The sequence below is a fragment of the Pantoea sp. Ap-870 genome (assembly GCF_011752515.1).
Taxonomy (GTDB): domain Bacteria; phylum Pseudomonadota; class Gammaproteobacteria; order Enterobacterales; family Enterobacteriaceae; genus Pantoea; species Pantoea dispersa.
Window position 1 is genome coordinate 921,310 of the sequence record NZ_VWXG01000001.1, and the last position, 25,245, is coordinate 946,554.

Annotated in this window: 28 protein-coding genes; 11 read left to right on the top strand and 17 right to left on the bottom strand. The window is 59.1% G+C overall.

Annotation, left to right across the window (positions count from 1 at the left end; genetic code table 11):
• Window positions 1-27 precede the first annotated feature (27 nt).
• The gene (gene eptA, locus F3J41_RS04540; protein WP_166710043.1) at window positions 28-1,665 is read right to left on the bottom strand and encodes a phosphoethanolamine transferase EptA; all 1,638 of its coding nucleotides are present in this window, start codon (window positions 1,663-1,665) and stop codon (window positions 28-30) included.
• Between the two features lie 220 nt (window positions 1,666-1,885).
• Between eptA and F3J41_RS04545 the strand changes: the two genes are divergently transcribed.
• From F3J41_RS04545 to F3J41_RS04560, 4 genes are all read left to right on the top strand, one after another.
• Window positions 1,886-2,125, top strand: a complete 240-nt coding sequence (locus tag F3J41_RS04545; RefSeq protein WP_021506211.1) for a DUF1289 domain-containing protein — start codon at window positions 1,886-1,888, stop codon at window positions 2,123-2,125.
• A 65-nt stretch (window positions 2,126-2,190) separates the two neighbouring features.
• Entirely contained in the window at window positions 2,191-3,087 is an 897-nt protein-coding gene (locus F3J41_RS04550) for an aldo/keto reductase family oxidoreductase (RefSeq protein ID WP_021506210.1), read from the top strand.
• Window positions 3,088-3,168: 81 nt separating this feature from the next.
• Window positions 3,169-3,687, top strand: a complete 519-nt coding sequence (sodC, locus tag F3J41_RS04555; protein WP_166710045.1) for a superoxide dismutase family protein — start codon at window positions 3,169-3,171, stop codon at window positions 3,685-3,687.
• A 128-nt stretch (window positions 3,688-3,815) separates the two neighbouring features.
• Entirely contained in the window at window positions 3,816-4,283 is a 468-nt protein-coding gene (locus F3J41_RS04560) for a hypothetical protein (RefSeq protein ID WP_021506208.1), read from the top strand.
• On the opposite strand, the gene F3J41_RS04565 is transcribed toward F3J41_RS04560, so the two are convergent.
• From F3J41_RS04565 to F3J41_RS04575, 3 genes are read right to left on the bottom strand one after another with little or no spacing between them, the layout of a single operon-like run.
• Window positions 4,284-6,284 carry an FUSC family protein gene (locus F3J41_RS04565; RefSeq protein ID WP_166710047.1) on the bottom strand — a complete coding sequence of 667 codons (2,001 nt, stop codon included), beginning with the start codon at window positions 6,282-6,284 and terminating at the stop codon, window positions 4,284-4,286.
• 7 nt (window positions 6,285-6,291) lie between these two features.
• The gene (locus F3J41_RS04570; RefSeq protein ID WP_166710049.1) at window positions 6,292-7,149 is read right to left on the bottom strand and encodes an HlyD family secretion protein; all 858 of its coding nucleotides are present in this window, start codon (window positions 7,147-7,149) and stop codon (window positions 6,292-6,294) included.
• 6 nt (window positions 7,150-7,155) lie between these two features.
• On the bottom strand, window positions 7,156-7,392 hold the full coding sequence (locus tag F3J41_RS04575; RefSeq protein WP_021506205.1) for a DUF1656 domain-containing protein: 237 nt from the start codon (window positions 7,390-7,392) through the stop codon (window positions 7,156-7,158).
• A gap of 150 nt (window positions 7,393-7,542) precedes the next feature.
• Here F3J41_RS04575 and slyA point away from each other — a divergent pair, with 150 nt between their 5' ends.
• Window positions 7,543-7,980 carry a transcriptional regulator SlyA gene (gene slyA, locus F3J41_RS04580; RefSeq protein WP_010618966.1) on the top strand — a complete coding sequence of 146 codons (438 nt, stop codon included), beginning with the start codon at window positions 7,543-7,545 and terminating at the stop codon, window positions 7,978-7,980.
• 41 nt (window positions 7,981-8,021) lie between these two features.
• On the opposite strand, the gene slyB is transcribed toward slyA, so the two are convergent.
• Complete coding sequence (gene slyB / locus F3J41_RS04585) at window positions 8,022-8,489, bottom strand: outer membrane lipoprotein SlyB (RefSeq protein ID WP_021506204.1); 468 nt, start codon at window positions 8,487-8,489, stop codon at window positions 8,022-8,024.
• A 285-nt stretch (window positions 8,490-8,774) separates the two neighbouring features.
• Here slyB and anmK point away from each other — a divergent pair, with 285 nt between their 5' ends.
• The 5 genes from anmK (at window position 8,775) to pdxY (ending at window position 13,240) form a co-directional block, all read left to right on the top strand.
• Entirely contained in the window at window positions 8,775-9,896 is a 1,122-nt protein-coding gene (anmK, locus tag F3J41_RS04590) for an anhydro-N-acetylmuramic acid kinase (RefSeq protein WP_166710051.1), read from the top strand.
• Window positions 9,897-9,905: 9 nt separating this feature from the next.
• Entirely contained in the window at window positions 9,906-10,235 is a 330-nt protein-coding gene (locus tag F3J41_RS04595; protein WP_021506202.1) for an MliC family protein, read from the top strand.
• 20 nt (window positions 10,236-10,255) lie between these two features.
• A complete protein-coding gene (gene pdxH / locus F3J41_RS04600) occupies window positions 10,256-10,912 on the top strand; it encodes a pyridoxamine 5'-phosphate oxidase (RefSeq protein ID WP_058769709.1) in 657 nt (218 codons plus the stop codon).
• Window positions 10,913-11,051: 139 nt separating this feature from the next.
• Window positions 11,052-12,326 (top strand): tyrosine--tRNA ligase, encoded by a 1,275-nt coding sequence (gene tyrS / locus F3J41_RS04605; RefSeq protein WP_058769710.1) that lies wholly within the window; start codon window positions 11,052-11,054, stop codon window positions 12,324-12,326.
• Between the two features lie 53 nt (window positions 12,327-12,379).
• Window positions 12,380-13,240: a pyridoxal kinase PdxY gene (gene pdxY, locus F3J41_RS04610; protein ID WP_058776274.1), complete on the top strand. Its 861-nt coding sequence runs from the start codon at window positions 12,380-12,382 to the stop codon at window positions 13,238-13,240.
• Between the two features lie 43 nt (window positions 13,241-13,283).
• Here pdxY and gstA read toward each other — a convergent pair whose 3' ends face one another.
• The 3 genes from gstA to dtpA all read right to left on the bottom strand — a co-directional run bounded on the left by gstA (window position 13,284) and on the right by dtpA (window position 16,499).
• Entirely contained in the window at window positions 13,284-13,889 is a 606-nt protein-coding gene (gene gstA / locus F3J41_RS04615) for a glutathione transferase GstA (protein ID WP_211075089.1), read from the bottom strand.
• A gap of 73 nt (window positions 13,890-13,962) precedes the next feature.
• On the bottom strand, window positions 13,963-14,871 hold the full coding sequence (locus F3J41_RS04620) for a LysR family transcriptional regulator (protein WP_058776276.1): 909 nt from the start codon (window positions 14,869-14,871) through the stop codon (window positions 13,963-13,965).
• Between the two features lie 149 nt (window positions 14,872-15,020).
• The gene (gene dtpA, locus F3J41_RS04625; protein ID WP_166710055.1) at window positions 15,021-16,499 is read right to left on the bottom strand and encodes a dipeptide/tripeptide permease DtpA; all 1,479 of its coding nucleotides are present in this window, start codon (window positions 16,497-16,499) and stop codon (window positions 15,021-15,023) included.
• Window positions 16,500-17,162: 663 nt separating this feature from the next.
• Between dtpA and F3J41_RS04630 the strand changes: the two genes are divergently transcribed.
• Window positions 17,163-17,849 carry a CTP synthase gene (locus F3J41_RS04630; RefSeq protein ID WP_104186764.1) on the top strand — a complete coding sequence of 229 codons (687 nt, stop codon included), beginning with the start codon at window positions 17,163-17,165 and terminating at the stop codon, window positions 17,847-17,849.
• A 45-nt stretch (window positions 17,850-17,894) separates the two neighbouring features.
• On the opposite strand, the gene nth is transcribed toward F3J41_RS04630, so the two are convergent.
• The 9 genes from nth to ydgT all read right to left on the bottom strand — a co-directional run bounded on the left by nth (window position 17,895) and on the right by ydgT (window position 25,142).
• Window positions 17,895-18,527, bottom strand: a complete 633-nt coding sequence (gene nth / locus F3J41_RS04635) for an endonuclease III (RefSeq protein WP_021506194.1) — start codon at window positions 18,525-18,527, stop codon at window positions 17,895-17,897.
• Window positions 18,524-19,225, bottom strand: coding sequence for an electron transport complex subunit E (locus F3J41_RS04640; RefSeq protein ID WP_058757701.1), 702 nt, complete (start codon window positions 19,223-19,225; stop codon window positions 18,524-18,526). The genes nth and F3J41_RS04640 overlap by 4 nt, the downstream gene beginning before the upstream one ends.
• Window positions 19,222-19,854, bottom strand: coding sequence for an electron transport complex subunit RsxG (rsxG, locus tag F3J41_RS04645; RefSeq protein WP_031279157.1), 633 nt, complete (start codon window positions 19,852-19,854; stop codon window positions 19,222-19,224). The genes F3J41_RS04640 and rsxG overlap by 4 nt, the downstream gene beginning before the upstream one ends.
• Window positions 19,855-19,856: 2 nt before the next feature.
• Entirely contained in the window at window positions 19,857-20,915 is a 1,059-nt protein-coding gene (gene rsxD, locus F3J41_RS04650; protein WP_058769716.1) for an electron transport complex subunit RsxD, read from the bottom strand.
• Window positions 20,916-23,096, bottom strand: coding sequence for an electron transport complex subunit RsxC (gene rsxC / locus F3J41_RS04655; RefSeq protein ID WP_166710057.1), 2,181 nt, complete (start codon window positions 23,094-23,096; stop codon window positions 20,916-20,918). It abuts the gene before it with no gap.
• The gene (gene rsxB / locus F3J41_RS04660; RefSeq protein ID WP_021506189.1) at window positions 23,089-23,667 is read right to left on the bottom strand and encodes an electron transport complex subunit RsxB; all 579 of its coding nucleotides are present in this window, start codon (window positions 23,665-23,667) and stop codon (window positions 23,089-23,091) included. Before rsxB ends, rsxC begins: the two co-directional genes overlap by 8 nt.
• 1 nt (window position 23,668) lies before the next feature.
• The gene (gene rsxA / locus F3J41_RS04665; RefSeq protein ID WP_010618951.1) at window positions 23,669-24,250 is read right to left on the bottom strand and encodes an electron transport complex subunit RsxA; all 582 of its coding nucleotides are present in this window, start codon (window positions 24,248-24,250) and stop codon (window positions 23,669-23,671) included.
• A 123-nt stretch (window positions 24,251-24,373) separates the two neighbouring features.
• A complete protein-coding gene (locus F3J41_RS04670; RefSeq protein ID WP_058758460.1) occupies window positions 24,374-24,817 on the bottom strand; it encodes a DUF2569 domain-containing protein in 444 nt (147 codons plus the stop codon).
• A gap of 109 nt (window positions 24,818-24,926) precedes the next feature.
• Window positions 24,927-25,142 carry a transcription modulator YdgT gene (ydgT, locus tag F3J41_RS04675; RefSeq protein WP_010618950.1) on the bottom strand — a complete coding sequence of 72 codons (216 nt, stop codon included), beginning with the start codon at window positions 25,140-25,142 and terminating at the stop codon, window positions 24,927-24,929.
• Between the last annotated feature and the right edge of the window lie 103 nt (window positions 25,143-25,245).

The following is a 25,245-nucleotide window of genomic DNA, read 5'->3' on the forward strand; positions in this document are numbered from 1 at the left end:
ATTAGACCAGTCGGTCTAATGCAATCCTCAGACGCGATTCTGGCACGATTTGATCATATCCAGCTGGGGCTGATACTGCTGCGTCTGGATATTGAACAGGCCGAGCACCGTGTGGAACAGATTATCCTGCGACACCGCTGTCTCTGCCGCCTGCTGGCGCAGACAGGCCTGATCAATGTGATACGCCGCGGCATAGCCCGGCGACATCCACAGCAGCAGCGGGATGTGCGTCTGCTGCGACGGCGCAAACAGGTACGGCGCACCGTGCAGGTACATGCCGTGTTCGCCCAGCGATTCGCCATGGTCGGACAGGTACACCAGCGCCACGTTAAAGCGATCGCTCAGGCCCTTCAGCTTATCGATGGTGCGACTCAGCATATCGTCGGTATACAGCAGCGAGTTATCGTAGGTGTTAACCAGCGCCTGGTGATCGCAATCCTGAATCTGATTGCTGTCGCAGGTAGGCGTAAAGCGCTGGAACGCGGCCGGATAGCGCTTAAAGTAAGCCGGACCGTGGCTGCCCATCTGGTGCAGTACAATGATGCCGTCATTGTGCAGGCTGTCGACATAGTTATCAAAGCGATGCAGCAAGACGTCATCGAGGCAGAAGCCATCGTGGCAGTACTGTGGCAGCTGCCACTGCGTCATATCGGTATGCGGCACGCGGTCGCAGGCACCTTTGCAGCCGCCGTCGTTTTCGCGCCACAGCACACTGACTCCGGCATGGGCCAGCACATCCAGCACGCCTTCCTGATGATGGGCGAGGTTCGCCTCATAATGCTCGCGCGGCATATTCGAGAACATGCACGGCACCGAAATGGCGGTTTCTGTGCCGCAGGAACTGGCGTTGGGATAATAAATCACCTGCTGCTTTTTCAGCTGTGGGTTGGTGTCGCGCGCATAGCCGCCGAGGGAGAAGTTCTCCGCGCGCGCAGTTTCGCCCACCACCAGCACCACCAGCGTCTTCTTCGGCCCGGCGGTGATTAGCGGTCCTTTCTTCGCATCTTCGCCAATCTTCACCAGCGCCTGGCTGCCCTGCAGATAACGCTGATCGACATAATGGCCGGTGCCACTGACAATATTGGCAGGGGTGATCATCTTCACCAGGCCTTTGTTATTGCGGATCAGCGAAGCGTAGTCTTTGTAGAACAGCACGGCCATCAGCAGAATCACCAGTACGGCACCGAGCGCACTGGCGAGGCGCTGCAGCAGGTTCCACCACCAGCGCTGGCGATTGCTGATACGGACGCTGCATACCAGCGCGACCGGAAGAATGCCCATCAGCAACATCCAGATGACATAGTTGCGGCTCATCAGCGCGCCGGTTTCCTGCGCATTTGACTCAAACACGTTTTCAATCATGTTGGTGTCGATGACCGTACCAAAGCTGTGCATAAAGTAGTTGGCGGCGGCGCTGGCGAGAATCAGCACAATCAGCAGTGGTTTGCGTATCCACGGCCAGGCCAGTAGCGAGAAGAGCAGATAAAACGCCGCGACCAGCACCACCGGCATGCTGGCAGCGAACAGGTAATCATGCACGCGTGTGTAGGGAATAATTTCCCACGCGCGCAGTAAAAACAGGGCATTGAGGACAAAGGCAAAGAACAACGCGGCCAGTAAATTAAAACTGTTGTCGTGACACTGTAACTTAGAGGTCGGTTTCATGGAGACTCATCGGAATAACGGAATATGACAATCGTATGAATTGAAGATGAGGAAAACCTTAACCGCGTCTCCTTACCTGATTGATTCCCTGACTATTGCCACGGTGTCGGAAGCTGGCGTGGTTGTCGCCGTGTACAGTACCAGTAATAACGGTTTATGCCTTGCACTATGTCACTAAGCTGTTATCAATAAGAGTGGATAGGTTCATTGCGGAGGTGATGTGGCTGAGCAATTAGAGTTTTTTCCGGTTCCGAGCCCTTGTCGCGGTATCTGCCAGAGCGATGCGCGCGGCTATTGCCGTGGCTGTCTGCGCAGCCGGGAGGAGCGCTTCAACTGGATGAAATTCAGCGATGCGCAAAAACGCGAGGTGCTGCGCCTGTGTCGCCAGCGCCTGTTGCGCCTGCAGCGTCAGCAAAAAGTGGATGAAAATCCTGATCCACAGCAACCGGAGCTGTTTTAAGAAAACGCGCCGTGCGCATTTGGTTATACTCGCGCTTTCGCTATTGCGCAGAAGGGAGTTTAACCATGTTACAACCGCACGCTATTGCCCCACAGGGACCCGCTTTTTCGCCGCTGATCGCCGGTTACTGGCGGCTGATGGAGTGGGGCATGACGCCGCAGCAACTGGTGCAGTTTATTGAGCATCATCTGGCGCTGGGCATCACCACCGTTGACCACGCCGACATCTATGGCGACTATCGCTGTGAAGCCGCGTTCGGCGAAGCGCTGCGCCTGGCACCGCAGCTGCGTCAGCAACTGCAAATCGTCACCAAGTGCGGCATTGCCACCCGCGCGAAACCGGAACATAAAATCGGTCACTACATCACCGAAGCCAGCCACATCCTGCACAGTGCGGAAAATTCCCTGCGCCACTTTGCCACCGATTATCTCGATCTGCTGTTGATTCACCGTCCGGATCCGTTAATGGATGCGGATGAAATCGCCGACGCCTTCCTGCAGCTGCATCAGAGTGGCAAGGTGCGTTATTTTGGCGTGTCCAACTTTACCGCTGCGCAGTTCACGCTGCTGCAATCCCGTCTGCCGTTTAGCCTGGTCACCAATCAGCTGGAAATCTCACCGCTGGAGCAGTCGGCGCTGCTCGACGGCACGCTCGACCAGTGCCAGCAGACGCGTATGCGCCCGATGGCGTGGTCGTGCCTCGGTGGCGGCCGCCTGTTTAACGATCCGCACTACCAGCCGCTGCGCGATGAGCTGGAACAGGTGCGTCAGGAGATCGGTGCCAGCAATATCGAGCAGGTGGTCTATGCCTGGGTAATGAAACTGCCCAGTCGTCCGCTGCCGATTATCGGTTCCGGTAAAACTGCGCGCGTCAGCGACGCGGTGAAAGCCTGTGAACTGACGCTGGATCGCCAGCAGTGGTTCCGTATTCGCAAGGCGGCACTCGGCTACGATGTGCCCTGAAGCGTAAATCTGCGTCAAACTACGGCAACCTGGGCAAAAGCGGTCCAGGCTTAGAGGGAATCTGAACCGTAAGGAGACGTTATGAAAAAAACCATTATGGCCGTGCTGACGCTGGTGTGTGCTGCCGGTGCACACGCGGCGTCAGAAGACGTGACGCTGCATCAGGTGACGGCGCAGGGTATCGGTGAGTCGATCGGTAAGGTGACCATCAGCGAAACCCCGTATGGTCTGCAGTTCGCGCCGGCGCTGAGCGGGCTGAAACCCGGCATTCACGGCTTCCACGTTCACGCCAAAGGCAGCTGTGAGCCCGGCGAATCCGCCGGCAAAACCGTGGCGGCCGGCGCGGCGGGCGGTCACCTCGATCCGCAAAACAGCGGCAAGCACCTCGGTCCGTACGCTGACGGCCACCTCGGCGATTTGCCCGCGCTGTATGTCACCGACGACGGCAAAGCCAGCTATCCCGTGGTGGCGCCCCGTCTGAAATCGCTAAGCGAGATCAAAGGCAAAGCGTTGATGGTGCACGTCGGCGGCGATAACCATGCTGACCATCCACAACCGCTTGGCGGTGGCGGGGCGCGTCTGGCCTGCGGCGTGATCTGACCACCGGGCGGCGACGGGCCTGACCCGCCGCCGCCGCGCAGAAAAATTCTGACCCATTTTCCTGCTACTCAGCGGCAACATTCCATCCTATGATGTTGATTCAGGAACGGAACCGCTCAGGGGCAGGCATGAAAACGCGTGGGATTTTGCTGTTGTGTTTAGCGCTGGTGGGCTGCGATCGCCCGAATGATACCCAGCTGCGACTGGAGGCCAGCCGTCAGCTGCAGCGAGATATAGATACCAATCCGCTGCGCGCCAGTTGTGAAAATATTGCCCGCGGCCGCGAATGGCTGACGCAGCATACCCTGCAGCGGCTGCAAGCCAAAGGCTGTCAGAATGTCCTGCGCAGCGCCACCGAAACCAATTTCACCCATACCGAAATCCGCCGTCACAGCATCACCGTGGTGTGCGGCGGCATTCAGGGCACCAGTTTTACCGGCAGCACGCTGGCGCGGCGCTTTATCTACTCGTCGGACGAGAAAGCGCTGGTGATCGAACCGATGTCCGAGCAGGATAAAACCCGCTTTGAAGGGCAGAAGACCCTGCAGCAGCTGCACGATGACTTTGATCGGCAGTTTACCCAGTACTGTGAATGATCAATCCGGCACCGCCTGACGCAGCTGCGCCAGCGAACAGCGCAGGCGCCACAACATACCCGCCAGGGTATTCGCGTCGCTCTCCGGCTGCCCCTGAAGCTGATCAATGGCATGCTGCAGCGTATCCAGCGCGGTCTGCAGCGAGTCGTGACGCACACCGCGCAGACTCATAATGCGCTGCAAATCCTGCAGACTGCTGTCGCGCAGCTGCGCCAGCGCCGGTGAGCGGGGTTGCCAGGCGCGCAGCTGCCAGACAATGTGCGAACAGTTCAGCAGCACCACGCCCCAGCGCAGCAGCCACAGGCGCGCCTGCTCATCACGGCTGTGGCTCAGCTGGCTGATGTGATGATAAATCTGCGATTCAAACCGGCTTTCACTCAGGCGCGGCTGGCGACGTAGCTGATCGAGAAAAGCGTGGCGCAGCGCCCGGATATGGCGCCGGCTGCGGCGCGCATCAGAACCCGGCTGTAACACCTGAAACGCCAGCCACGCCAGCAGGACGCCACACACTTTTGCCAGGTTATCGTTAAGGAAGCTCTGGAAATCCCAGTCTGGCGGATTACTTACCGCGATAAACGATCCCATAAACACGATAAACTGGCCCCAGAGCGCGGCGCGTTTCTTCTGTTGCAGCTTAAACAGTTGCAGCGTCAGCAGCAGCGGGAACAGCAGCAGCAAAAACTGCCACAGCGCGCTGATTTGCACCATCAGACCAAACTGCAGCACAAAGCTGAACAGCGACAGCCACAGCAGCGTTTTCAGCAGCAGCGACACGCTGCCGCCGGGCGAAGGCGATGACGAGTAGAGTACGCAGGCAATAGCGGTAAGCGTCAGCGCGGCGGCGCCAGCGTCCCACTGGGTCCCGATCCAGAACGCGCAGCCCAGCATGATCACGCTAAACGTGCGCAGCGCACTCCAGCCAGCTTCGGCACTGTCGCTGGCACGTGCCAGTGCCGGCGCGTACGGCGGCTGGAAACGGGTGTCAGCGTCGGCGCGCTCAATCAGGCGAATCCAGCGCTCCACATTCAGCCATACCCAGCAGAAGTAGCGCAGCCGCTGGACAAAAGCACGCTGGCGGAAATCACCGTGCACGTCCGGCGTGATGCTGCGCAGAATCTGCGCCAGACGGTATTTATCACACTGCGGCTGCGCCAGTTCGTGCAGCAGCTGTTGCATTGCGCTGTACAGCGCCGGCGGCGCGTCGGGCCAGTTAAGCAGCATGCGCCGCAGGCTGGAGAGCACGCTGGTCAGGCGCAGCTGCTGATGCAGCACGTAGTTAAGCACGTTATTTTGCCGGCGGAAGCGATAGTGGCTCCAGAAGGCCTGAATGCGCAGCAGATTCATGGTGAGGATTTGGCTGATCACCGTTTCGTGGGCGGTGCGCACATTTTCCGTGCTGCTCTGCTGCAACAGCAGCACCGCGTGGTCAAGCAGGCGGGTGTGCATCTGGCGCAGCGATAGCATCAGTGCGCTGCCGTCCGAGGTGCTGGGCAGGATCATCATCATCAGCCCGGCGCAGAGGATCCCGACGATCACTTCGCACACGCGCGCCTGGGTGATGTCCCACAGCTGGCTGACGTCGCTAACGTTAACGCTGCTGAAGGCGATAATCGCGGCGGTGTAACCGGCCAGTGAAAAGGCGTAGGCCACATTGTTCTGAAAATGGCTGGCGACCCAGGTGCAGAGAGCCAGCCAGCCGGCCATGAAAAAGGCAAACAGCCACGGTTCGTTGAGCGTATGGCCAGCAATCAGCAGCGCGGCGCTGGCACCGAGCAGGCTGCCGACGATGCGCCCCAGGCTTTTGCTGATGGCGCCGCCAACGGTGGGGAAACTCACCACTGCGGCGGACGTCATGGCCCAGTAAGGCTGATCCAGCTGCAGCGCATACGCCAGGGTGAGCGCCAGACACATCGCGATTGCGTTACGCAACGCATAGCGCCACTCGCCGCCGGTTGCCTTTATCCACGGCAGATTGTGCCAGGCCAGCCACTGCAGATTCATACCGGCCTCAGTGCGCGACAGAGATGGTGCAGGTGGTACCGGCCACCAGCGGCACATTATCCGGTACCGCGTTTAGCCGGATACGCACCGGGACGCGCTGCGCCAGCCTGACCCAGGGCACGTTGGGTTTGATATCAGGCACCAGACCGCCGTCGCTGGCGATGCTTTGATCGTAAATGGCGCGCCCGATGCTCTCCACCTGGCCCTGCAGTCGTGCGCCGTTGCTATACAGCACGATTTGCGCCGCCGCGCCGGGCCGGATATGGCGCAGTTTGGTCTCTTCGAAATAGCCCATCACATAGTAAGAGTGGCTGTCGACCAGCGCGAACAGTGGCGTACCGGCGGTCGCGTAATTGCCGGCACGCAGCGTCAGGTTACTGACCCAGCCGTCGGTCGGTGCCGTCACCGTGGTTTGCTGCAGGTTCCAGCGCGCCTGATCGAGCATCGCCTGTGCGGCTTTCGCCGTGGCGGCCGCCGCATTCGCGTTGAGGCGCGCCGCGTCCATATCTTCAGCGGAGATCACGTTACGCGGCAGGCTGGCACGGCGATCCGCCTCATGCTGCGCTTTGGCGAGGTCGGCCTGCGCCTTCGCCAGCTGGGCCTGCGCATTGGCCAGCGCAATCTGCCACGGCACCGGATCCAGCGTCAGCAGCACCTCGCCTTTATGCACGAACTGATTGTCGCGCACGGCCAGCGTGCTGATACGGCCGGAAACCTCGGGCGTCACGTCCACCAGTTCAGCGCGCACTTTGCCATCGCGCGTCCATGGGGCCTGCATGTAGTAGTTCCACATCCACCAGCCTGCGAGCAGCGCCAGGGTAAACACCACAAGGGTAGAAAAGTACTTAAAGGGGTTGAATTTCATGGTGATTTATCCGAGGCTCAGTATCCACAGTGCGCCGCTCACGCACAGAACAAACAGTGAGAGATCCATTAAGGTGGGGTGCCAGACATCGCCGGAGTAGATCCAGCCGCGCAGCAGCGGATGAATCAGCAGCCAGAAAAAGAAGCCCAGCAGCACCGCTTTGAACAGCGGCGGGAAGAACAGTGAGGCACCGAATACCAGATCGGTCAGCGGCGCCGTCGCGGTGAGCGCGAAGATTGACACGTGGCATCATCCTTTTTACCCGGGCACGGTTAAATCAAGTGTAGACAGCGGGCGTGCCGTCTGGCCCGGGATTTGTAATTTGTCCTGTAAACTCGCAGAATAGTGTAAAATCTGGCTTGATAGCTAGCAAGCTAATTATAAGGAGATGAAATGGATACGCCGCTTGGAACAGATCTGTCTCGCCTGGTGCGCATCTGGCGCGCGTTGATCGACCAGCGTCTGAAGCCGCTTGAGTTGACACAAACCCACTGGGTGACGTTGCACAATATTCATCAACTCCCGCCAGAGCAGTCGCAGATTCAGCTGGCGAAAGCCATCGGTATTGAGCAGCCGTCGCTGGTGCGTACGCTGGATCAGCTGGAAGAGAAGGGGCTCATCACCCGCGCCACCTGCGCTAACGATCGCCGCGCCAAGCGCATCAAGCTGACCCGTCAGGCTGAACCGATCATTGAGCAGGTCGAAAACGTGATCGACGCGACGCGTGACGACATCCTCTCCGGCATCAGCCTCGAAGAGATCAATCAGATGGTGACGCTGATTGCCCGGCTGGAAAAAAACATTCTCGAGTTGCAGAACCGCGAGAAATAAAAAAACCGACGCACTGGCGTCGGTTTTTTTTATCTGTGCGCTTAGCGCGGAGAGACGGTGACCTGGCTGCCGTTGGAGGCCATCACCACGCGCTGGCCGACCGAGTAACGGCTGGCGGACTGCTTCTGCACCACCATAATGGTATTGCCGTCATCCTTACGGATCTCCAGCTCTACGCCGTCAGATTTGTTGAGCGCACCCTGCACGCCCTGACCGGCTACGCCGCCCAGTACCGCACCGCCGGCCGTTGCCAGACTGCGCCCCGCGCCGCCGCCGATGGTGTTACCGAGGAAACCACCCAGCACCGCACCGCCAATGGCACCGATCACATTACTGTCATCGCCGCCCTGAATTTTTACCGGACGCACGGATACCAGCGTACCGTATGAGACGCTTTGAACCTGCTTGGCTTCGCTGGCGCTGTAAACATCGCCGGAAAGGGTATCGTTATTAACACAGCCAGCCAGCGTGATACCCGCCAGGGCTACGGCTACGAAACGCTTAATCATGAGAAAGCTCCTTAATGCAAAAAAACGCCATATTCTCGTCCTGTACTGCAACAGTATAAGTCAGAAAATGGTCAATTGACGCAATGTCCGAACAATATGCGGCTGGGCCGAAGCATAGACCACCGCCCATCAACAAAAATTCAATTGCCGGATGAAAATAGTTTGCTGCCGGAATGCGTGTCGCAGCGCAGTTGAAAAGCGGAAATTTATCATAGAATTAGCCCCGGTAATTTGCCAGGCTAAACACAGATGCATTGCAGGCCCGCAAACGGGTAAGGAAGCGCTATGAAATCAGGACGCTATATCGGCGTGATGTCCGGCACCAGCCTGGACGGCGTAGACGTCGTGCTGGCCGCGATCGACCAGCATATGGTGGCGCAACAGGCCAGCTACTGCCATCCCATCCCGCTGGCGCTGCGTCAGCGGGTGTTGGAAATTTGTCAGGGACAGACGCTGACGCTGTCGCAGCTCGGTCAGCTTGATACCCGGCTCGGCCAGCTGTTTGCGGAAGCCGTACTGACGCTGATGCAGCAGCAGGCGCTGGAGGCCAGCGATATCATGGCGATTGGCTGCCACGGCCAGACGGTGTGGCACGAGCCGCAGTCGGCGGCACCAAATACGCTGCAAATTGGCGACAATAACCAGATCGCTGCCGCGACCGGCGTCACGGTGGTGGGCGATTTTCGCCGCCGCGACATGGCGCTGGGCGGCCAGGGCGCACCGCTGGTACCGGCTTTTCACCAGGCGCTGCTGATGGACAGTGTTGAACGGCGCATGGTGCTGAATATTGGCGGCATCGCCAATCTGTCGCTGCTGATCCCCGGTCAGCCGGTGCGCGGCTTTGATACCGGGCCAGGCAATATGCTGATCGATGCGTGGATCTGGCGCCACAAAGGCCTGCCGTTTGATAAAGATGCCGGCTGGGCGCGCAGTGGCCAGGTCGTGCCCGCGCTGCTGGAGCAGATGCTGGGCGATCCGTGGTTTGCGCTGCCGCCACCCAAAAGCACCGGTCGGGAATACTTTAACCTGGGCTGGGTGGAACAGCAGCTGCAGCGCTTCCCGGCGCTGGCCCCGCAGGATGTGCAGGCAACGCTGTGCGAGCTGACCGCGCTGACTATCGCCCATCAGGTACAGCTCAACGATGGCTGCGATCGTCTGCTGGTGTGCGGCGGCGGCAGTCGCAATCCGCTGCTGATGGCGCGGCTGGCCGCGCATCTGTCTGGCACCGAGGTGGGCACCACCGATCAGGCCGGTATCAGCGGTGATGATATGGAGGCGCTGGCCTTTGCCTGGCTGGCGTTCCGCACCCTGTCCGGGCTGCCGGGCAATCTGCCGGCGGTAACCGGCGCGCGCGAAATGAGCGTGCTGGGTGCTATCTATCCCGCCAATCCCCAAGCAATACGTTAAGGAGCAAACATGAAAAAGATGATCGTGCTGGCCGGCACCCTGACCTTACTCAGCGGCTGTGGTATCTGGCATAAGCCTGCACCCGCGCCAGAGACGTTACATTACCAGTGTGGCACGCTGCCGCTGACGGTCACTCTGGACAACGCGAAGCAGCAGGTAAGCTTTATTCTGGACGGCAAACCACTCACGCTGACCCAGACGGTGTCTGCCTCCGGCGCGCGCTACAGCGATGGGACCTACGTTTTCTGGTCAAAAGGCAATGGCGCCTTTGTTGAACGCAACGATAAAATCGTGATTAATGATTGTGAACTGCAGAACGCGGATGCCTCCGCACAGTAAGAGAGAACCGGGATACCAGCATGAGCGACAGTGACAGCTTGCAACAAATTGCCCACCTGCGCCGGGAGTACACGCGCGGCGGGCTGCGGCGCAAAGATTTGCCAGATACTCCTCTGGCGCTGTTTGAGCAGTGGCTGCAGCAGGCGTGCGCCGCGCAGCTACCCGATCCCACCGCCATGACGGTGGCGACGGTGGACAGCAGCGGCCAGCCCTATCAGCGCATCGTACTGCTTAAACACTACGATGAGCAGGGCATGGTGTTTTACACCAACCTCGGCAGCCGTAAAGCGCTGCAGCTGGCGGACAATCCGCGCATTTCCCTGCATTTCCCCTGGCACTTCCTTGAGCGTCAGGTAATGGTGCTGGGCGAAGTGGAGAAACTGTCGCCGCTGGAAGTGCTGAAGTACTTCCACAGCCGTCCGCGAGACAGCCAGATTGGCGCCTGGGTATCGAAACAGTCGAGCCGGATTTCCGCGCGCGGCGTGCTCGAGGGCAAGTTCCTTGAGCTGAAGCAGAAGTTTCAGCAGGGGGAAGTGCCGCTGCCGAGTTTCTGGGGCGGATTCCGCGTCAGATTCCACACCATGGAGTTCTGGCAGGGCGGCGAACATCGCCTGCATGACCGCTTCCTTTATCAGCGTGATGGCAGCGGCTGGACAATCGACCGTTTAGCACCGTAAAACTGCGTTTTATCCCCTTTCAGCGCTGGCGCACGGCTCGTCAGCGCTTTATGCTATAGCCCTCATTTTTTTCGTATCCGCACGTCAGCGGACAGCTGTGTACCAGCATAGGTGCAGTCTGATCAATTTGGAGTCAGTGATGACCAGCAGTAACCTGATACAACAATTGCAAGAGAGAGGCTTAGTAGCCCAGGTAACGGACGAGGAAGCGTTAGCAGAGCGGCTGGCGCAAGGGCCAATTGCACTCTATTGCGGCTTTGATCCCACCGCTGATAGCTTGCACTTGGGCCATCTGGTGCCGCTGCTGTGCCTGAAACGTTTCCAGGATGCCGGCCACAAGCCGGTGGCCCTGGTCGGCGGTGCCACCGGCCTGATCGGCGATCCCAGCTTTAAAGCGGCCGAACGTAAACTCAATACCACGGAAACCGTTAACGAGTGGGTAGAGAAGATCCGCAAACAGGTTGCGCCTTTCCTCGATTTTGACTGCGGCGACAACAGCGCCATCGCGGCCAACAACTATGACTGGTTTGGCGGCATGAACGTGCTGACCTTCCTGCGCGATATCGGTAAGCACTTCTCGGTCAACCAGATGATCAACCGTGAAGCGGTGAAAATGCGCCTGAACCGTGAAGATCAGGGCATTTCCTACACCGAGTTTTCCTACAACCTGCTGCAGGGTTACGACTTTGCCGAACTGAACAAGCGCTACGACGTGGTGCTGCAGATTGGCGGCTCCGACCAGTGGGGGAACATCACCTCCGGCATCGATCTGACGCGTCGTCTGCATCAGCAGCAGGCGTGGGGACTGACGGTGCCACTGATCACCAAGTCGGACGGTACCAAATTTGGTAAAACCGAAGGTGGCGCGGTATGGCTGGATGCGAAGAAAACCAGTCCGTACAAGTTCTACCAGTTCTGGATTAACACCGCCGACGCGGACGTCTATCGCTTCCTGAAGTTCTTCACCTTCATGAGCATTGAGGAGATCAATGCGCTGGAAGAAGAAGACAAAACCAGTGGCAAAGCGCCGCGCGCGCAGTATGTGCTGGCTGAGCAGGTGACGCGTCTGGTGCACGGCGAAAGCGGGCTGAGCGCGGCGAAGCGCATCACCGACAGTCTGTTCTCCGGCAGTCTGAGCGACATGACCGAAGCGGACTTTGAGCAGCTGGCACAGGATGGTATGCCGACCATTAGCCTGAATGCGGACGACGATCTGCAACAGGCGCTGGTGGCGGCGGAACTGGTGCCGTCACGCGGCCAGGCGCGCACCATGATTGGCTCCAACGCGGTGTCTGTCAACGGTGAGAAACAGTCTGATGCCGAGTATCGTTTCAGCGACAGCGACAAACTGTTTGGTCGTTACACGCTGCTGCGTCGCGGCAAAAAACACTACTGCCTGATTAGCTGGCAGTAAGGTGCAAGGGCCGGTCTCCGGCCCTTTTTTATGGCAAGCAGTACAGGGCAATAATGAAAAATATCCTCGCAATCCAGTCTCACGTGGTTTATGGCCACGCCGGTAACAGCGCGGCTGAATTCCCGATGCGACGCATGGGCGCCAACGTCTGGCCGTTAAACACCGTGCAGTTTTCCAATCACACCCAGTATGGTCACTGGACCGGCACCGTGATGCCCGCCACCCATCTGACCGATATCGTCAGCGGGATCGCCGCCATCGATCGTCTGAAAACCTGCGATGCGGTGCTGAGCGGCTATCTCGGCTCGGCGGAGCAGGGCGAACAGATCCTGGAAATCGTGCGTATGGTGAAGGCGGCGAATCCTGACGCCTGGTATTTCTGTGACCCGGTGATGGGCCATCCGGAAAAAGGCTGCATCGTTGCGCCCGGCGTAGCGGAGTTTCACTGCAAGCAGGCGATGCCGGCCAGCGATCTTATCGCGCCGAACCTGCTGGAGCTGGAGATGCTCAGTGGCCAGACGGTTGCAAACGTGGAGCAGGCGGTGGTAGCCGCTCGCGCATTGATTGCGCAGGGGCCGCGCGTGGTGCTGGTGAAACACCTGGCGCGTGCCGGGCGCCGTAGCGATCGCTTCGAAATGCTGCTGGTCACCGCCGATCAGTGCTGGCACATCAGCCGTCCGCTGGTGGATTTTGGTGTGCGTCAGCCGGTGGGGGTTGGCGATCTGACCAGTGGCCTGTTGCTGGTTGACCTGCTGCACGGCAAATCGCTGCAGGATGCGCTGGAACATGTCACGGCGGCAGTATATGAAGTGATGCTGAAAACCCACGAGATGGGCGAGTATGAACTGCAACTGGTGGCGGCGCAGGATGCGATTGCGCAACCCACGCAGCACTTTGCGGCAGAACAGCTGTAATCGCTGCTAAGTAACAGGCCGGCCAGCACGCCGGCCTGTGGCGTCAGACCAGACCTTCAGCCTTCAGTGCGGCCTGAACCGCCGGCCGCGCGGCCACCCGCGCAAACCATGCCTCCAGCGCGCTCAAACCTTCCAGATTCAGTTTGATGGTTTTTGCCCAGCGCGTAACCACAAACAGATAGACATCAGCGACGGTGAAGCGTAACCCCATCAGCCACTGTTTATCCTGCAGCGCATCGTTAACGCGCTGAAATTTCTGCTCCAGCTGTGCACGCACTATGGCTTTGTACTCTTCCGGCGTATCCGGACGGAACAGCGGGGAAAAGGTTTTGTGCAATTCGCTGCTGATGTAGCTCAGCCACTCCAGCGTGTGATAGCGCGTCAGGCTGCCGGTCGGTGCCAGCAGGTTGCGATCCGGCTTGAGATCCGCCAGATACTGCACAATCGCCACGCCTTCCGTCAGTATGCTGCCGTCATCAAACTGCAGCGCGGGAACCTGTCCTTTGGGGTTTATCTGCCAGTAATCTTCTCCGCGCTCGGTGACTTTCTTCTGCAGATCGACATTGACCTGCGTAAAATCCAGCCCGCATTCGCGCGCAACGATATGCGGCGAGAGCGAACAGGCACCGGGCTTACAATAGAGTTTCATCATGGCCTCTCCTGATGAGTTGTTGTGATGTCAGCAGCATAAAACTGCCAGAAATTTTTACCAGTGACAGCGATCAGGAATTGCGGGCGGGCGCGGGAAATTCAGCGGCCGCCTGCAGTCGCGGCGGCAGTGCCGTGAGCGCGAAATCCCAGAAACAGCGTACCTTGGGCGCCATGTTTTTCACCCGCTGCGCCACCAGATGCACCGGCAGCGGTGCCGGCTCCCACTCGCTCAGCAGGCGGATCAGCGTGCCAGCCTGCAGTTCATCTATCACCTGATAAGACAACAGACGACCAATGCCCTGGCCACTGCGCAATGCATCCAGCTGGCTGGCGATATCATTGACGCGCAGGCGTGGGGTGATGCGCACACGCAGGTCGTGCGCGAAGCGCCACTCACGGGTATGGCGCACGCCTGCCACCAGCGCATGCATGCTGAGTTCAGCCGGATGGGCCGGGATTCCGGCCTGGCGGAGGTAATCCGGGCTGGCGACCAGCATCGAGCGTACGCTGCCGACGTTGCGCGCTACCATCGACGAATCCTGCAGCTCGCCAATGCGTACCGCAATATCCAGCCCGTTTTCAATCAGGTCCTGATAGCTGTCGCTTAGAATCAGTTCGATTTGCATTTCCGGATGCTGTTGCAGAAAGGCATTGACCAGTGGCATCACGTGGCGACGGCCACACATCACCGGGGCGGTGATGCGCAGCAGGCCGTGCAGTCCGCTGTGGTGGGCGCTGTCGAGCGCGCTCTGGTAATCGTTAAGCAAGCGCTGTGCCTGCTCAAACAGCTGCCAGCCGCTCTCGGTGGGAGCCAGCTGACGGGTGGTGCGTTCAATCAGGGTGGTGCCGAAACGTGCTTCCAGCGCATTCAGCGTGCGGGTAATGACCGGCGGCGAACGCTGCAATACGCGCGCCGCGCCAGCCAGGCTGCCCTGCTGAATCACCGCAACAAACACCTGCAGCTCGTCAAATCTGTCCATGAGCCATTCCCGAGCTCAGCCGTGCAAGGCGAGCATAAAAAGCGTGTTGCTTAAACTACAGCGGAAAGCGGGGGTTGTGAAGGGGGATAAAAAAAGCCGGGCTTAGCCCGGCTCAGAAACGATTACTGGTTAGCGCTGGCGCGCTTCAGTTATGCCTGCGCATCATCCTGCGTCATGCGGTTGAGCAGCGGGGCGGTAATCAGCATCAGCAGGGCGATTACGCCAGTGGCGATACCAATCTGCTGGAACACCTGGCTATACACGGCCAGTGAGGCGTGGGGATCGGTGACGTTTTCCGGCACCGCCATCAGGTTCGCTACCTTACCGGCAATCATCGCGGCGCCAGCGGTGGTGAGGAACCAGGAGCCCATAATGAAGCCCATCAGACGCTGTGGCACCAGCTGCGCCACCATCGCCAGGCCGAGACCGGAGATCATCAGCTCACCGATACTCTGCAGCGCGTAGCTCAGAATCAGCCAGTTTACCGAAACGATACCCGCCTGGTTCGCGAATTTCGCGCCAAACGGCAGCACCAGGAACGCTGCAGAGCACAGCACCATGCCAATGGCAAACTTGTGCGGCATCGGCAGCTTATCGCCAAGCTTGTTATAGACTGCCGCCAGAATCGGGCTGGCCACCATGATCCAGAACGGATTGAGCGCCTGGAACTGTTCCGGCTCAAAGGTGATACCGAGAATCGCGTGCTCAACGTTACGGATGGCGAAGAAGTTCAGCGAGGTTGGCATCTGCATGTACAGCACGAAGAACACAATGGCTTCGACCATCAGCAGGAATGCAACAATCATTTTGCGGCGTGCCGCACCGTGCAGCGCAAAGGCTTCTTTGGCAAACACCAGCACGATACCGATCGCGATCACGCCCAGCGTCATGCGGGCAATGCTCTGATGATGCAGCAGCCAGGTGGCCAGCGCGATCAGCGCAACCACGCCGACAAGGGTCATCAGCAGCTTACCGACCTGCAGCGGCGCAAAGTCTGGTTTAGATCCGTAATTCTTCACCAGGCGCTGGCAGAACAGGAAGTTCAGCAGGGTGATCACCAGGCCCACCACCGACAGCGAAAACGCCGCGCCCCAGCCATATTTGGCCGCCAGCCACGGAGTCAGCATCATGGAGAACAGCGAACCGATGTTGATCGACATGTAGAACATGGTGAAGGCACCGTCGATGCGCGGATCGTCTTTCTCGTAGCAGGTCGACAGCAGTGAAGAAGGGTTAGCCTTGAACAGCCCGCTACCCACGGCGATGGTCGCCATGCCGACATACACCATGGTGGTGTCATGACCGGAGAAGGCAATCATCGCATAGCCCAGCGCCAGCACAATGACGCCGAGAATAATCACGCGTTTGGTGCCGAGCACTTTGTCGCCCAGCCAGCCGCCAATGGCAACCAGGCCGTAAACCAGTGCGCTGAACGAGGTGAACAGGGTGATGGAGTCCGCTTCGGACATCCCCAGCTGTTTCACCAGATAGACCGCCATGATGGCTTGCAGACCGTAGTAGCCAAAACGCTCCCACAGTTCGATGGAGAAGATCAAATAGAACGCTTTCGGCTGACGGAAGGCGTTAAGGCTTACCGCCTCATCAGTGTGTTTGTTTGCAGTTGACACGTATACCTCAGTTTATACATCGCCTGTTTTACAACAGGAATTAAGTCTGCGTCGGGCTGGGTAATCCCGCGCAACATTGTTATTAGAAAGGAAAAACGGCGCCTAATTTGGCTGAATCAGGCCAACAGGGCAAGCATTTTCTGCACGCTGAAATACTTGTTACAGGCAGGGTTATAACCAGGATAATAACTTGTAAATCAGTGTTAAATATCACTGCGTGACATTATAGCAGGATAATTGTTCTTGTTGCAGATCGGTTGATGGATTTTCCTGAGATAAACTGCTTTTCCTGCTCCGGGCAGGACATAATATTATCCAGCCCATTAAGCTGGATGATTCCCCTGATTTTTGCCGAAGAAGTAAGCGCAATTGTCTGATTGTTGAGCACAATAAGCAGCTGACGGTTCGCCGCAGGCTAATTTGTTGATCCCGCGCACAAAATTATCAATTAATTAGAAATGTAAAAAAAGAAAACGACTGCTGCTCTCCCGTTTGCCGACAATTTCACCACTTAATCGCGGCTTTCATTGTATAAGCTCTGTAACGCCCCGGCGGCAGGGACCTGTTGCGCAAGGCAGGGGGAGGAGGGATAGCCGATCGCCAGCCCTTAGACAGCCTGAAGAAATTGCTGTAACCTCGTTTTTTCCCTGCAAGGAACTCATCATGAAGCAGTCCGTTCGTGTCGCTCTCGTGGGCGATTACCGTGCCAGTGCCGTTGCGCACCAGGCTATTCCTCCCGCTGTTCAGCTTGCCGCAACCTCTCTCTCACTTAACGTAACCGCCGACTGGATCGCGACGCCGGAAATCGATCTGCCGCGTCTGCACGACTATGATGCCGTCTGGGTAGTGCCTGGCAGTCCCTTCCTGAATGATGCCGGCGTGTTCGACGTCATTCGCTGGGCGCGCGAAAGCGGTAAACCCTTTTTAGGCTCGTGCGCCGGCTTTCAGTATGCGGTAGTGGAGTATGCGCGCAACGTGCTGGGCTGGGAGGATGCTGGCCATGCCGAGACCGACCCTGACGCGCGCTGGGTGATTGCGCCGCTGGCCTGCTCGCTGGTGGAACAGCGCGGTGAAGTGACGTTTGAGCCGGGTTCACGTATCGCTCAGGCCTATGGCGCGCTGCAGAGTAATGAAGGCTATCACTGCAACTTTGGCGTTAACGCTGAGTTCAGCGAGGCGCTGGCCACGCGCAATCTGCGTATTACCTCATGGGATCTGGAGGGGGATGTGCGCGGGGTAGAGCTGACCGATCATCCGTTCTTTGTCGCCACGCTGTTCCAGTCTGAACGCGCCGCGTTACAAAACCGGCTGTCGCCGCTGGTCGTGGCGTGGCTGCAGGCGGCGCGATAACGGTTAATAAGCAATCTACGGCGCGCAGGGTCGCGCCGTTATTGATCAGTCGGTCTTTTCCGTGAACTCACACAAATCTTCAATCAGGCAGGAGCCGCAGCGCGGTTTACGCGCCACGCAGGTGTAGCGACCGTGCAGAATCAGCCAGTGATGGCAGTCAACCTTAAAGTCGGCCGGCACCACCTTGAGCAGCTTCTGCTCCACTTCCTCAACGTTTTTACCCGGCGCAAAGCGGGTGCGATTGCTGACGCGGAAAATGTGGGTATCCACGGCAATGGTGGGCCAGCCAAAAGCGGTATTGAGCACCACGTTGGCGGTTTTACGCCCGACGCCGGGCAGGGCTTCCAGTGCCGCGCGGTCTTCCGGCACCACACCGCCGTGCTGCTCCAGCAGAATGCGGCAGGTTTTGATGACGTTTTCCGCTTTGCTGTTAAACAGGCCAATGGTCTTGATGTACTCTTTAACGCCTTCCACGCCGAGCGCCAGCATTGCCGCTGGCGTATTGGCCACCGGATAGAGTCGGGCGGTGGCTTTGTTGACGCTGACATCGGTTGCCTGTGCCGACAGCAGCACAGCGATCAGCAGCTCAAACGGTGAGCTGAAATTCAGTTCGGTGGTCGGATGGGGATTGGCGTCACGCAGCCGCGTGAGGATCTGCAGGCGTTTATCCTTATTCACACAGCCTTCCCGGTTTCGCCCTGCGGCGCGGCAGCAGCAGCGTCCAGCTGACGTGCGGCGCGCTGCTTCATTTTCTGATCGATCAGGTATTTGCCGGCCAGCAGCATACCGAGGCCGATAAACGCACCCGGCGGCAGCATCGCCAGCAGCATCGGTGAATCAAAATGCACCACTTCAATGCGCAGCGCTTTAGCCCACGGCCCCAGCAGCTGGTCAGCGCCGTTGAACAGCGTGCCGTTACCAATCAGTTCACGAATCGAACCCAGTGTCACCATCGCGCAGGTTGCGCCCATGCCGATGGCAAAGCCATCCAGCGCGGAGAGGGGAATGCTGCTTTTCGATGCCACCGCTTCCGCACGTCCCACCACAATGCAGTTGGTAACGATCAGCGGGATAAAGATGCCCAGCGACTGATACAGGCCATAGGCATAGGCGTTGATCAGCATCTGCACGCAGCTCACCACCGAGGCGATGATCATCACGTAGATCGGAATACGAATTTCACCCGGCACCCAGCGGCGCGAAGCGGAAATCGCACTGTTGGTGATGGTCAGTACCAGCGTGGTTGCCAGTCCAAGGCCCAGTGCGTTAGTGGCGGTTGAGGTCACCGCCAGCAGCGGACAGAGCCCCAGTAGCTGCACCAGCGCCGAGTTGTTCTTCCACAGTCCGCCAATCAGTAAATTTTTCGCTTCACTCATGGTGCATCTCCACATTCAGGCAGCGAAGCGAGCTTCGCTGGCAGCGTTTCAATCAGCAGCGCCGTGCGTTTGGTGGCGTTGACCACCGCGCGCGGCGTGATGGTCGCGCCGGTAAACTGGTCAAATTCGCCACCATCTTTTTTCACGGCAAAGGCTTTATCGTCGGCACCGTGCACCACTTTGCCGTTAAAACTGTTGATCCAGTCAGAAATGCGCAGCTCGATTTTATCACCCAGACCCGGCGTCTCATGATGTTCAATCACGCGTACGCCCAGCACTTTGCCGTGGAAATCGGCGCCGACCAGCATCTGTATCGCGCCAGAATAGCCGTCCGGTGCCGTGGTCTCAAGCGCCGCGGCCACCGGTTGATCCCCTTTGCGCGCCACATACAGATGATGCGGTTTGTCGTTGCCGAGCGCGCGGGCATCGGTCACCAGCAGACACTCCTGCTGAATATTGTTGTCGTACAAATCGGTCGGCACCACCTGGTCGAGCAGATTTTTCTGCTGCAGCGCGGTCTGGTGATCGACCGTCGGTTTGGTGACATAGTTGACCACCGCCGTCACGCCGGTGGTGATCACGGCAAACATGCCCAGCGTGAACGCGTTTTTACGAATGGTTTCGATCATCATCAATCCCTGCGATGGCCATACACGCGTGGCTGCGTGTAGTAATCAATCAGCGGCACGCAGATGTTAGCGAGCAGCACCGCGAAGGCGACGCCATCCGGATAGCCACCGAAGCTGCGAATCAGCCACACCAGCAGGCCAATCAGCGCACCGTAAATCAGCCGGCCACGGTTGGTGGTGGAAGCGGTGACCGGATCGGTAGCAATAAAGAAGGCACCGAGCATGGTCGCCCCGGAGAACAGATGCACCAGCGGCGAGTTCAGTGACTGCGGCGCGAATAGCCAGCCGAGCGTGGCGCACAGCGCCAGCGACAGCAGGAAGCTGAACGGGATATGCCAGCGGATGGCGTTCTTCGCCAGCAGCAGCATGCCGCCGAGCAGATAGCCGAGATTGACCCACTGCCAGCCGAGGCCGGCCAGTACGCCGCCATAAATCGGCTGGGCCAGCAGCTGTTCGGCGCTGTGCCCGGCGCGCAGGCCGGTTTTAAAGGTATCCAGCGGCGTAGCCTGGCTCACGCCATCCACACCCAGCTGCAACTGCTGCATGGTGTCACCGGCCAGCGTGTGGCCGGTAAAAATCATACTGAGTGAGTCCATCAGGCCAGGTTTAATCGCCTGCAGTACGTCCGGCGGCAGCCAGCTGGTCATCTGCACCGGGAAGGAGATCAGCAGTACCACATAACCGACCATGGCCGGATTGAACGGGTTCTGGCCGAGGCCGCCGTACAGTTGCTTGGCGATAACCACGGCAAATACGGTACCGAGCACCACCAGCCACCACGGCGCCAGCGGCGGCAGGCTGATGCCCAGCAGCAGCGCCGTCAGCAGGGCAGAGTTATCCGCCAGCGTCGGCACTACCGGCGCGTGACGCAGGCGCAGAATCGCGCCCTCAGTGATCCATGCGGTAGCGACCGCCAGCAGCACCTGAATCAGGAAACCGATGCCGAAGAAATACCACTGTGCCGCCATGCCGGGCAGCGCGGCCAGCACCACCAGCAGCATGATGTTGCCAGTGCTGCGGCGGTTATGGGTATAAGGCGAACTTGCAATACGAAAAGCCATTTAGTCCTCAGTCGTCGAAGGCTGCTGCTGCGCTTTACGCGCTTTGGCACGGGCGACCGCTGCGGCAATCGCCGCTTTGCGTGGGTCGGCGGAGTCAGGAGAGGCAGCGGCCTCCACTTCAGGGGATGCGGCGGGCGCGTCGGCTGTCTGCTGCGCTGCGGCCGCGGCTTTCTTCGCTTTGGCACGGGCAATCGCCGCTTCAACCGCCGCTTTGCGCGGATCGACTTCAGCCGCTGGCGTTTCCGCTGCCGGCTCAGCGTCGGCCGGCGTCTGCGCGGCCGCAGCTTTCTTCGCTTTGGCGCGCGCAATAGCCGCTTCAACCGCCGCTTTGCGCGGATCGACCTCAGCCGCTGGCGTTTCCGCTGCCGGCTCAGCGTCGGCCGGCGTCTGCGCCGCCGCCGCTTTCTTCGCTTTGGCGCGCGCAATAGCCGCCTCGACCGCCGCTTTGCGCGGATCGCTTTCTGCGGTCGTGGTGTCAGCGGCTGGCTGTGCCGGCGCGGCCACTTTTTTCGCTTTAGCACGCGCAATGGCGGCTTCCACGGCGGCCTTGCGCGGGTCAATGGCCTGGCGGCTTAGCGGTTCGGTTTCAGCCTGCTTCTCGGCCTGCTGCGCCAGCGCCTGCGCATGGCGCGCTTCGCGTTCGGCCGCTTCCTGTTCCGGCGTCTTCGCCTGACGCGCTTTCACGCGCCCGGTTGCCGCTTCCAGCTCGGCTTTATCGCTGCGCGCAACCCGCTGTTTGGCCTGCTCGTGGCGCGCTTCCCGCGCCAGTTTTTCCCGCTCAAGGCGTGCCTGACGCGCTTCAAAGCGTGCTTTGGCTTCGGCGGTGCGTTTGGCCTCCAGATCGATGGCGCGCAGTTCGGCTTTTTCCTGACGGTAATACTGCACCAGCGGAATATTGCTGGGACAGACATACGCACAGGCACCGCACTCAATGCAGTCATCAATGTGATGGGCGCGCGCTTTGTCATGATCGCCACCCTGACTGTACCAGTACAGCTGCTGCGGCAGCAGTTTTGCCGGGCAGGCGTCAGCGCAGGCGCTGCAGCGGATGCAGGACTGTTCTTCCTGTGGTTGCCCCATCTCGCTGGCCGACGGTGCCAGAATACAGTTGGTGATCTTCACCACCGGCACGTTGAGGGACGGCAGGGTAAAGCCCATCAGCGGCCCGCCCATGATCACCATCTGGCGCGCACCCGGCGTGAAACCGACCTGTTGCAACAGATGGCTTACCGGGGTACCAAGACGGCCCCAGACATTACGCGGCCGGGCAATGGCCTCGCCGGTCAGCGTCACCACGCGTTCCGTAATCGGTTCGCCATCGACAATGGCGCGCTTCACCGCCCAGGCGGTGCCGACGTTCTGCATCAGCACGCCAATGTCGGTGGAGCGTCCGCCGTGCGGCACTTCCCGCCCGGTGAGAATTTTGGTCAGCTGTTTGGCACCGCCGGAAGGGTATTTGGTTGGGATCACCCGCAGCTGCAGCTCGCGGTCACCGGCCAGCGCCTGTTTCAGCGCGGCAATCGCCTCCGGCTTATTATCTTCAATGCCAATCAGCACGCGCTCCGCCTGCAGCACCCAGGCGAGGATGCGGCAGCCTTCCAGCACTTCCGCCGCACAATCCTGCATCAGGCGGTCGTCCGCCGTGATGTAAGGTTCGCACTCGGCGGCGTTGATGATCAGCGTGTTGACGCCGCGCAGTCCGCCACGCAGTTTGGTGGCGGTCGGGAAGCCCGCGCCGCCGAGGCCTGCAATACCGGCTTCGTGGATGCGTTTCACTACCGCGTCCCGACCCAGCGCGCGATAGTCCGGCTGCGGATCGAGCGGCATCCAGCGATCTTCGCCATCGGCGCGCAGGAAAACGCACAGCTCGGACAGGCCGGAAGGGTGCGCCGTCATGTGTGGCGCGATGGCTTCAATGGTGCCGGAAGTGGGCGCGTGCACCGGCAGCATCCGGCCGCTGCCAAAGGTCAGCGGCTGGCCGCGCAGTACCTTATCGCCCGGCGCGACACAGATTTCGCCTTCGTGGCCGATATGCTGTTTCAACGGAATAATGAACTGTTCAGGCAGCGGGAGCTGGCTGAGCGGCGTGCCGCTGGACTGGGTTTTCATTTCCGGCGGGTGAATGCCACCTTCGAAATCCCACAGCTTCTCTTTGCGCAGCAGCGATAACAGATTAAGCATGATGTTCTACCGGGATCACCCGTACAGGTATGGTGTCGAGATCCCACTTCCAGTTGGCGGTGGTGGTGGCAACCGGGCGCATCTCAATACAGTCGGTGGGACAGGGCGCGACGCACAGGTCGCAGCCGGTGCAGACATCGCTCAGCACGGTGTGCATGGCGCGCGTCGCACCGACGATGGCGTCAACCGGACAGGCCTGAATACATTTGGTGCAGCCAATGCAGTTGGCTTCGTCAATCCACGCCACGGTGCGAACCGGCGTCAGCACCTCCGCGCCGCCGTCCAGCGGCTGCGGTTCAACGTTGAGCAGTTCGGCCAGCTTCAGCATGGTCTGTTCGCCGCCCGGCGCACATTTATTAATGGCTTCACCGTTATTGCCCACCGCATCGGCGTACGGACGGCAGCCGGGATAGCCACACTGGCCGCACTGGCTCTGCGGCAGAATCGCATCGATCTGCTCAACAATCGGGTCTTCTTCTACTTCAAAGCGGCGCGAGGCGTAGCCCAGCAGGGCACCAAACACCAGTGCCAGCGCCGCCAGAACAGCAATAGCAATCCAAATCGCGGTCATATCAGAATTTCACCAGACCGGTAAAGCCCATGAACGCCAGCGCCATCAGGCCAGCGGTGATCAGGGCAATGGAGTTTCCTTTGAACGGTGCCGGCACGTTGGCCAGCACCAGACGTTCACGCATGCCAGCGAACAGCACCATCACCAGCGAAAAGCCGAGTGACGCACTGAAGCCGTACAGCGCCGCCTGCAGGAACGTGTGGTTGAGGTTGACGCTCAGCAGCGGCACGCCCAGCACCGCGCAGTTGGTGGTGATCAGCGGCAAAAAGATACCGAGCAGGCGATACAGCGACGGGCTGGTTTTACGCACCACCATTTCGGTGAACTGCACCACTACCGCAATCACCAGGATATAGGCCATGGTACGCAGGTACACCAGATCAAGCGGCAGCAGAATCAGGTGATTCACCAGCCAGGCGCAAATCGACGCCAGCGTAATGACGAACGTGGTGGCAAGTCCCATGCCAATGGCCGTTTCCAGTTTTTTTGACACGCCCATAAAAGGGCAAAGGCCGAGGAATTTGACCAACACGAAGTTGTTCACCAGCACTGTGCCAATAAAGAGCAGTAAGTAATCGGTCATTTTTTAACCTGGGGAGCCGAAAGGCGTTTATTATCCGGAATTGAGAGGTGCATCTCAACCTTTGCGCGATTCGTGCGCTGGCTGAGAGCACTCAGAATTAAATTCCTGACGAAAAGAGCGTCATCAGGGCTGAATAAAGGTCTGTTTGACCCGCTGTGAGCGTTTGAAGTAGGGCACAAAGACCGCCGCCGAGAGCAGGGCCAGCAGCAGCGTCTGGATCGCTTTCCCATCGGCCACCGGCGTAAAAGCGAAGGTTTTCAGCGCCAGCAATACGGTCATCAGCAGCCAGAGAATGTAGTGACGTGGCAGACGGCGCGAACGCTGACAAAAGATCCAGCACACCCAGATGCTGTACAGCCACACCGCGGCGGCGGTGAGTAAGGACACCAGCCACTGCGTCATTAAAATACTGGCGTGAGAAAACAGCGTGGTGCGCAGTTCCGTGTCAAACAGCGGCCGCAGGTAGAGCGCCACCACCAGCGCGCTGGTCAGCATCGTCATAATCAGCCAGGCCAGCGGCAGCAGCAGCCAGCCGGCAATACGCGGCGGGTTTACCGATTCGGACATGTTGTTCATCCTGATGTAAGAAAAAAGACGAGGCAGAGCGTACCATGTCCAAACGGGTCACGCCCGATTCGGACAGCGCACCAGGGGCAGAAACAGAGATAAGCGCGCTTTACACCACGTAGCGCCAGACGGATTTCGGCACACAGCCGAGGTCATACAGACGGCCACCTGAGGCGAGTTCAGCACGGCGGTGATCGGCGGCGCGGTACATATTAATGATCTCGTTATCATCAGTGAGCGAATAATTGAGGTGATCGTAGAGTTTTTCCAGACTCTCAAGATTATTCACTTTACGAAATTTCAGCAGGTAATCGAGCGCAGTCATGATTGCCATAAAAGATAGAGAACGGGGAAGTGCTCAAGTATAGGGAGCACGCGGCCAGAGTCCAGACACCGCGGTTAAAAAAATTCAAAATTCAGACAACGTG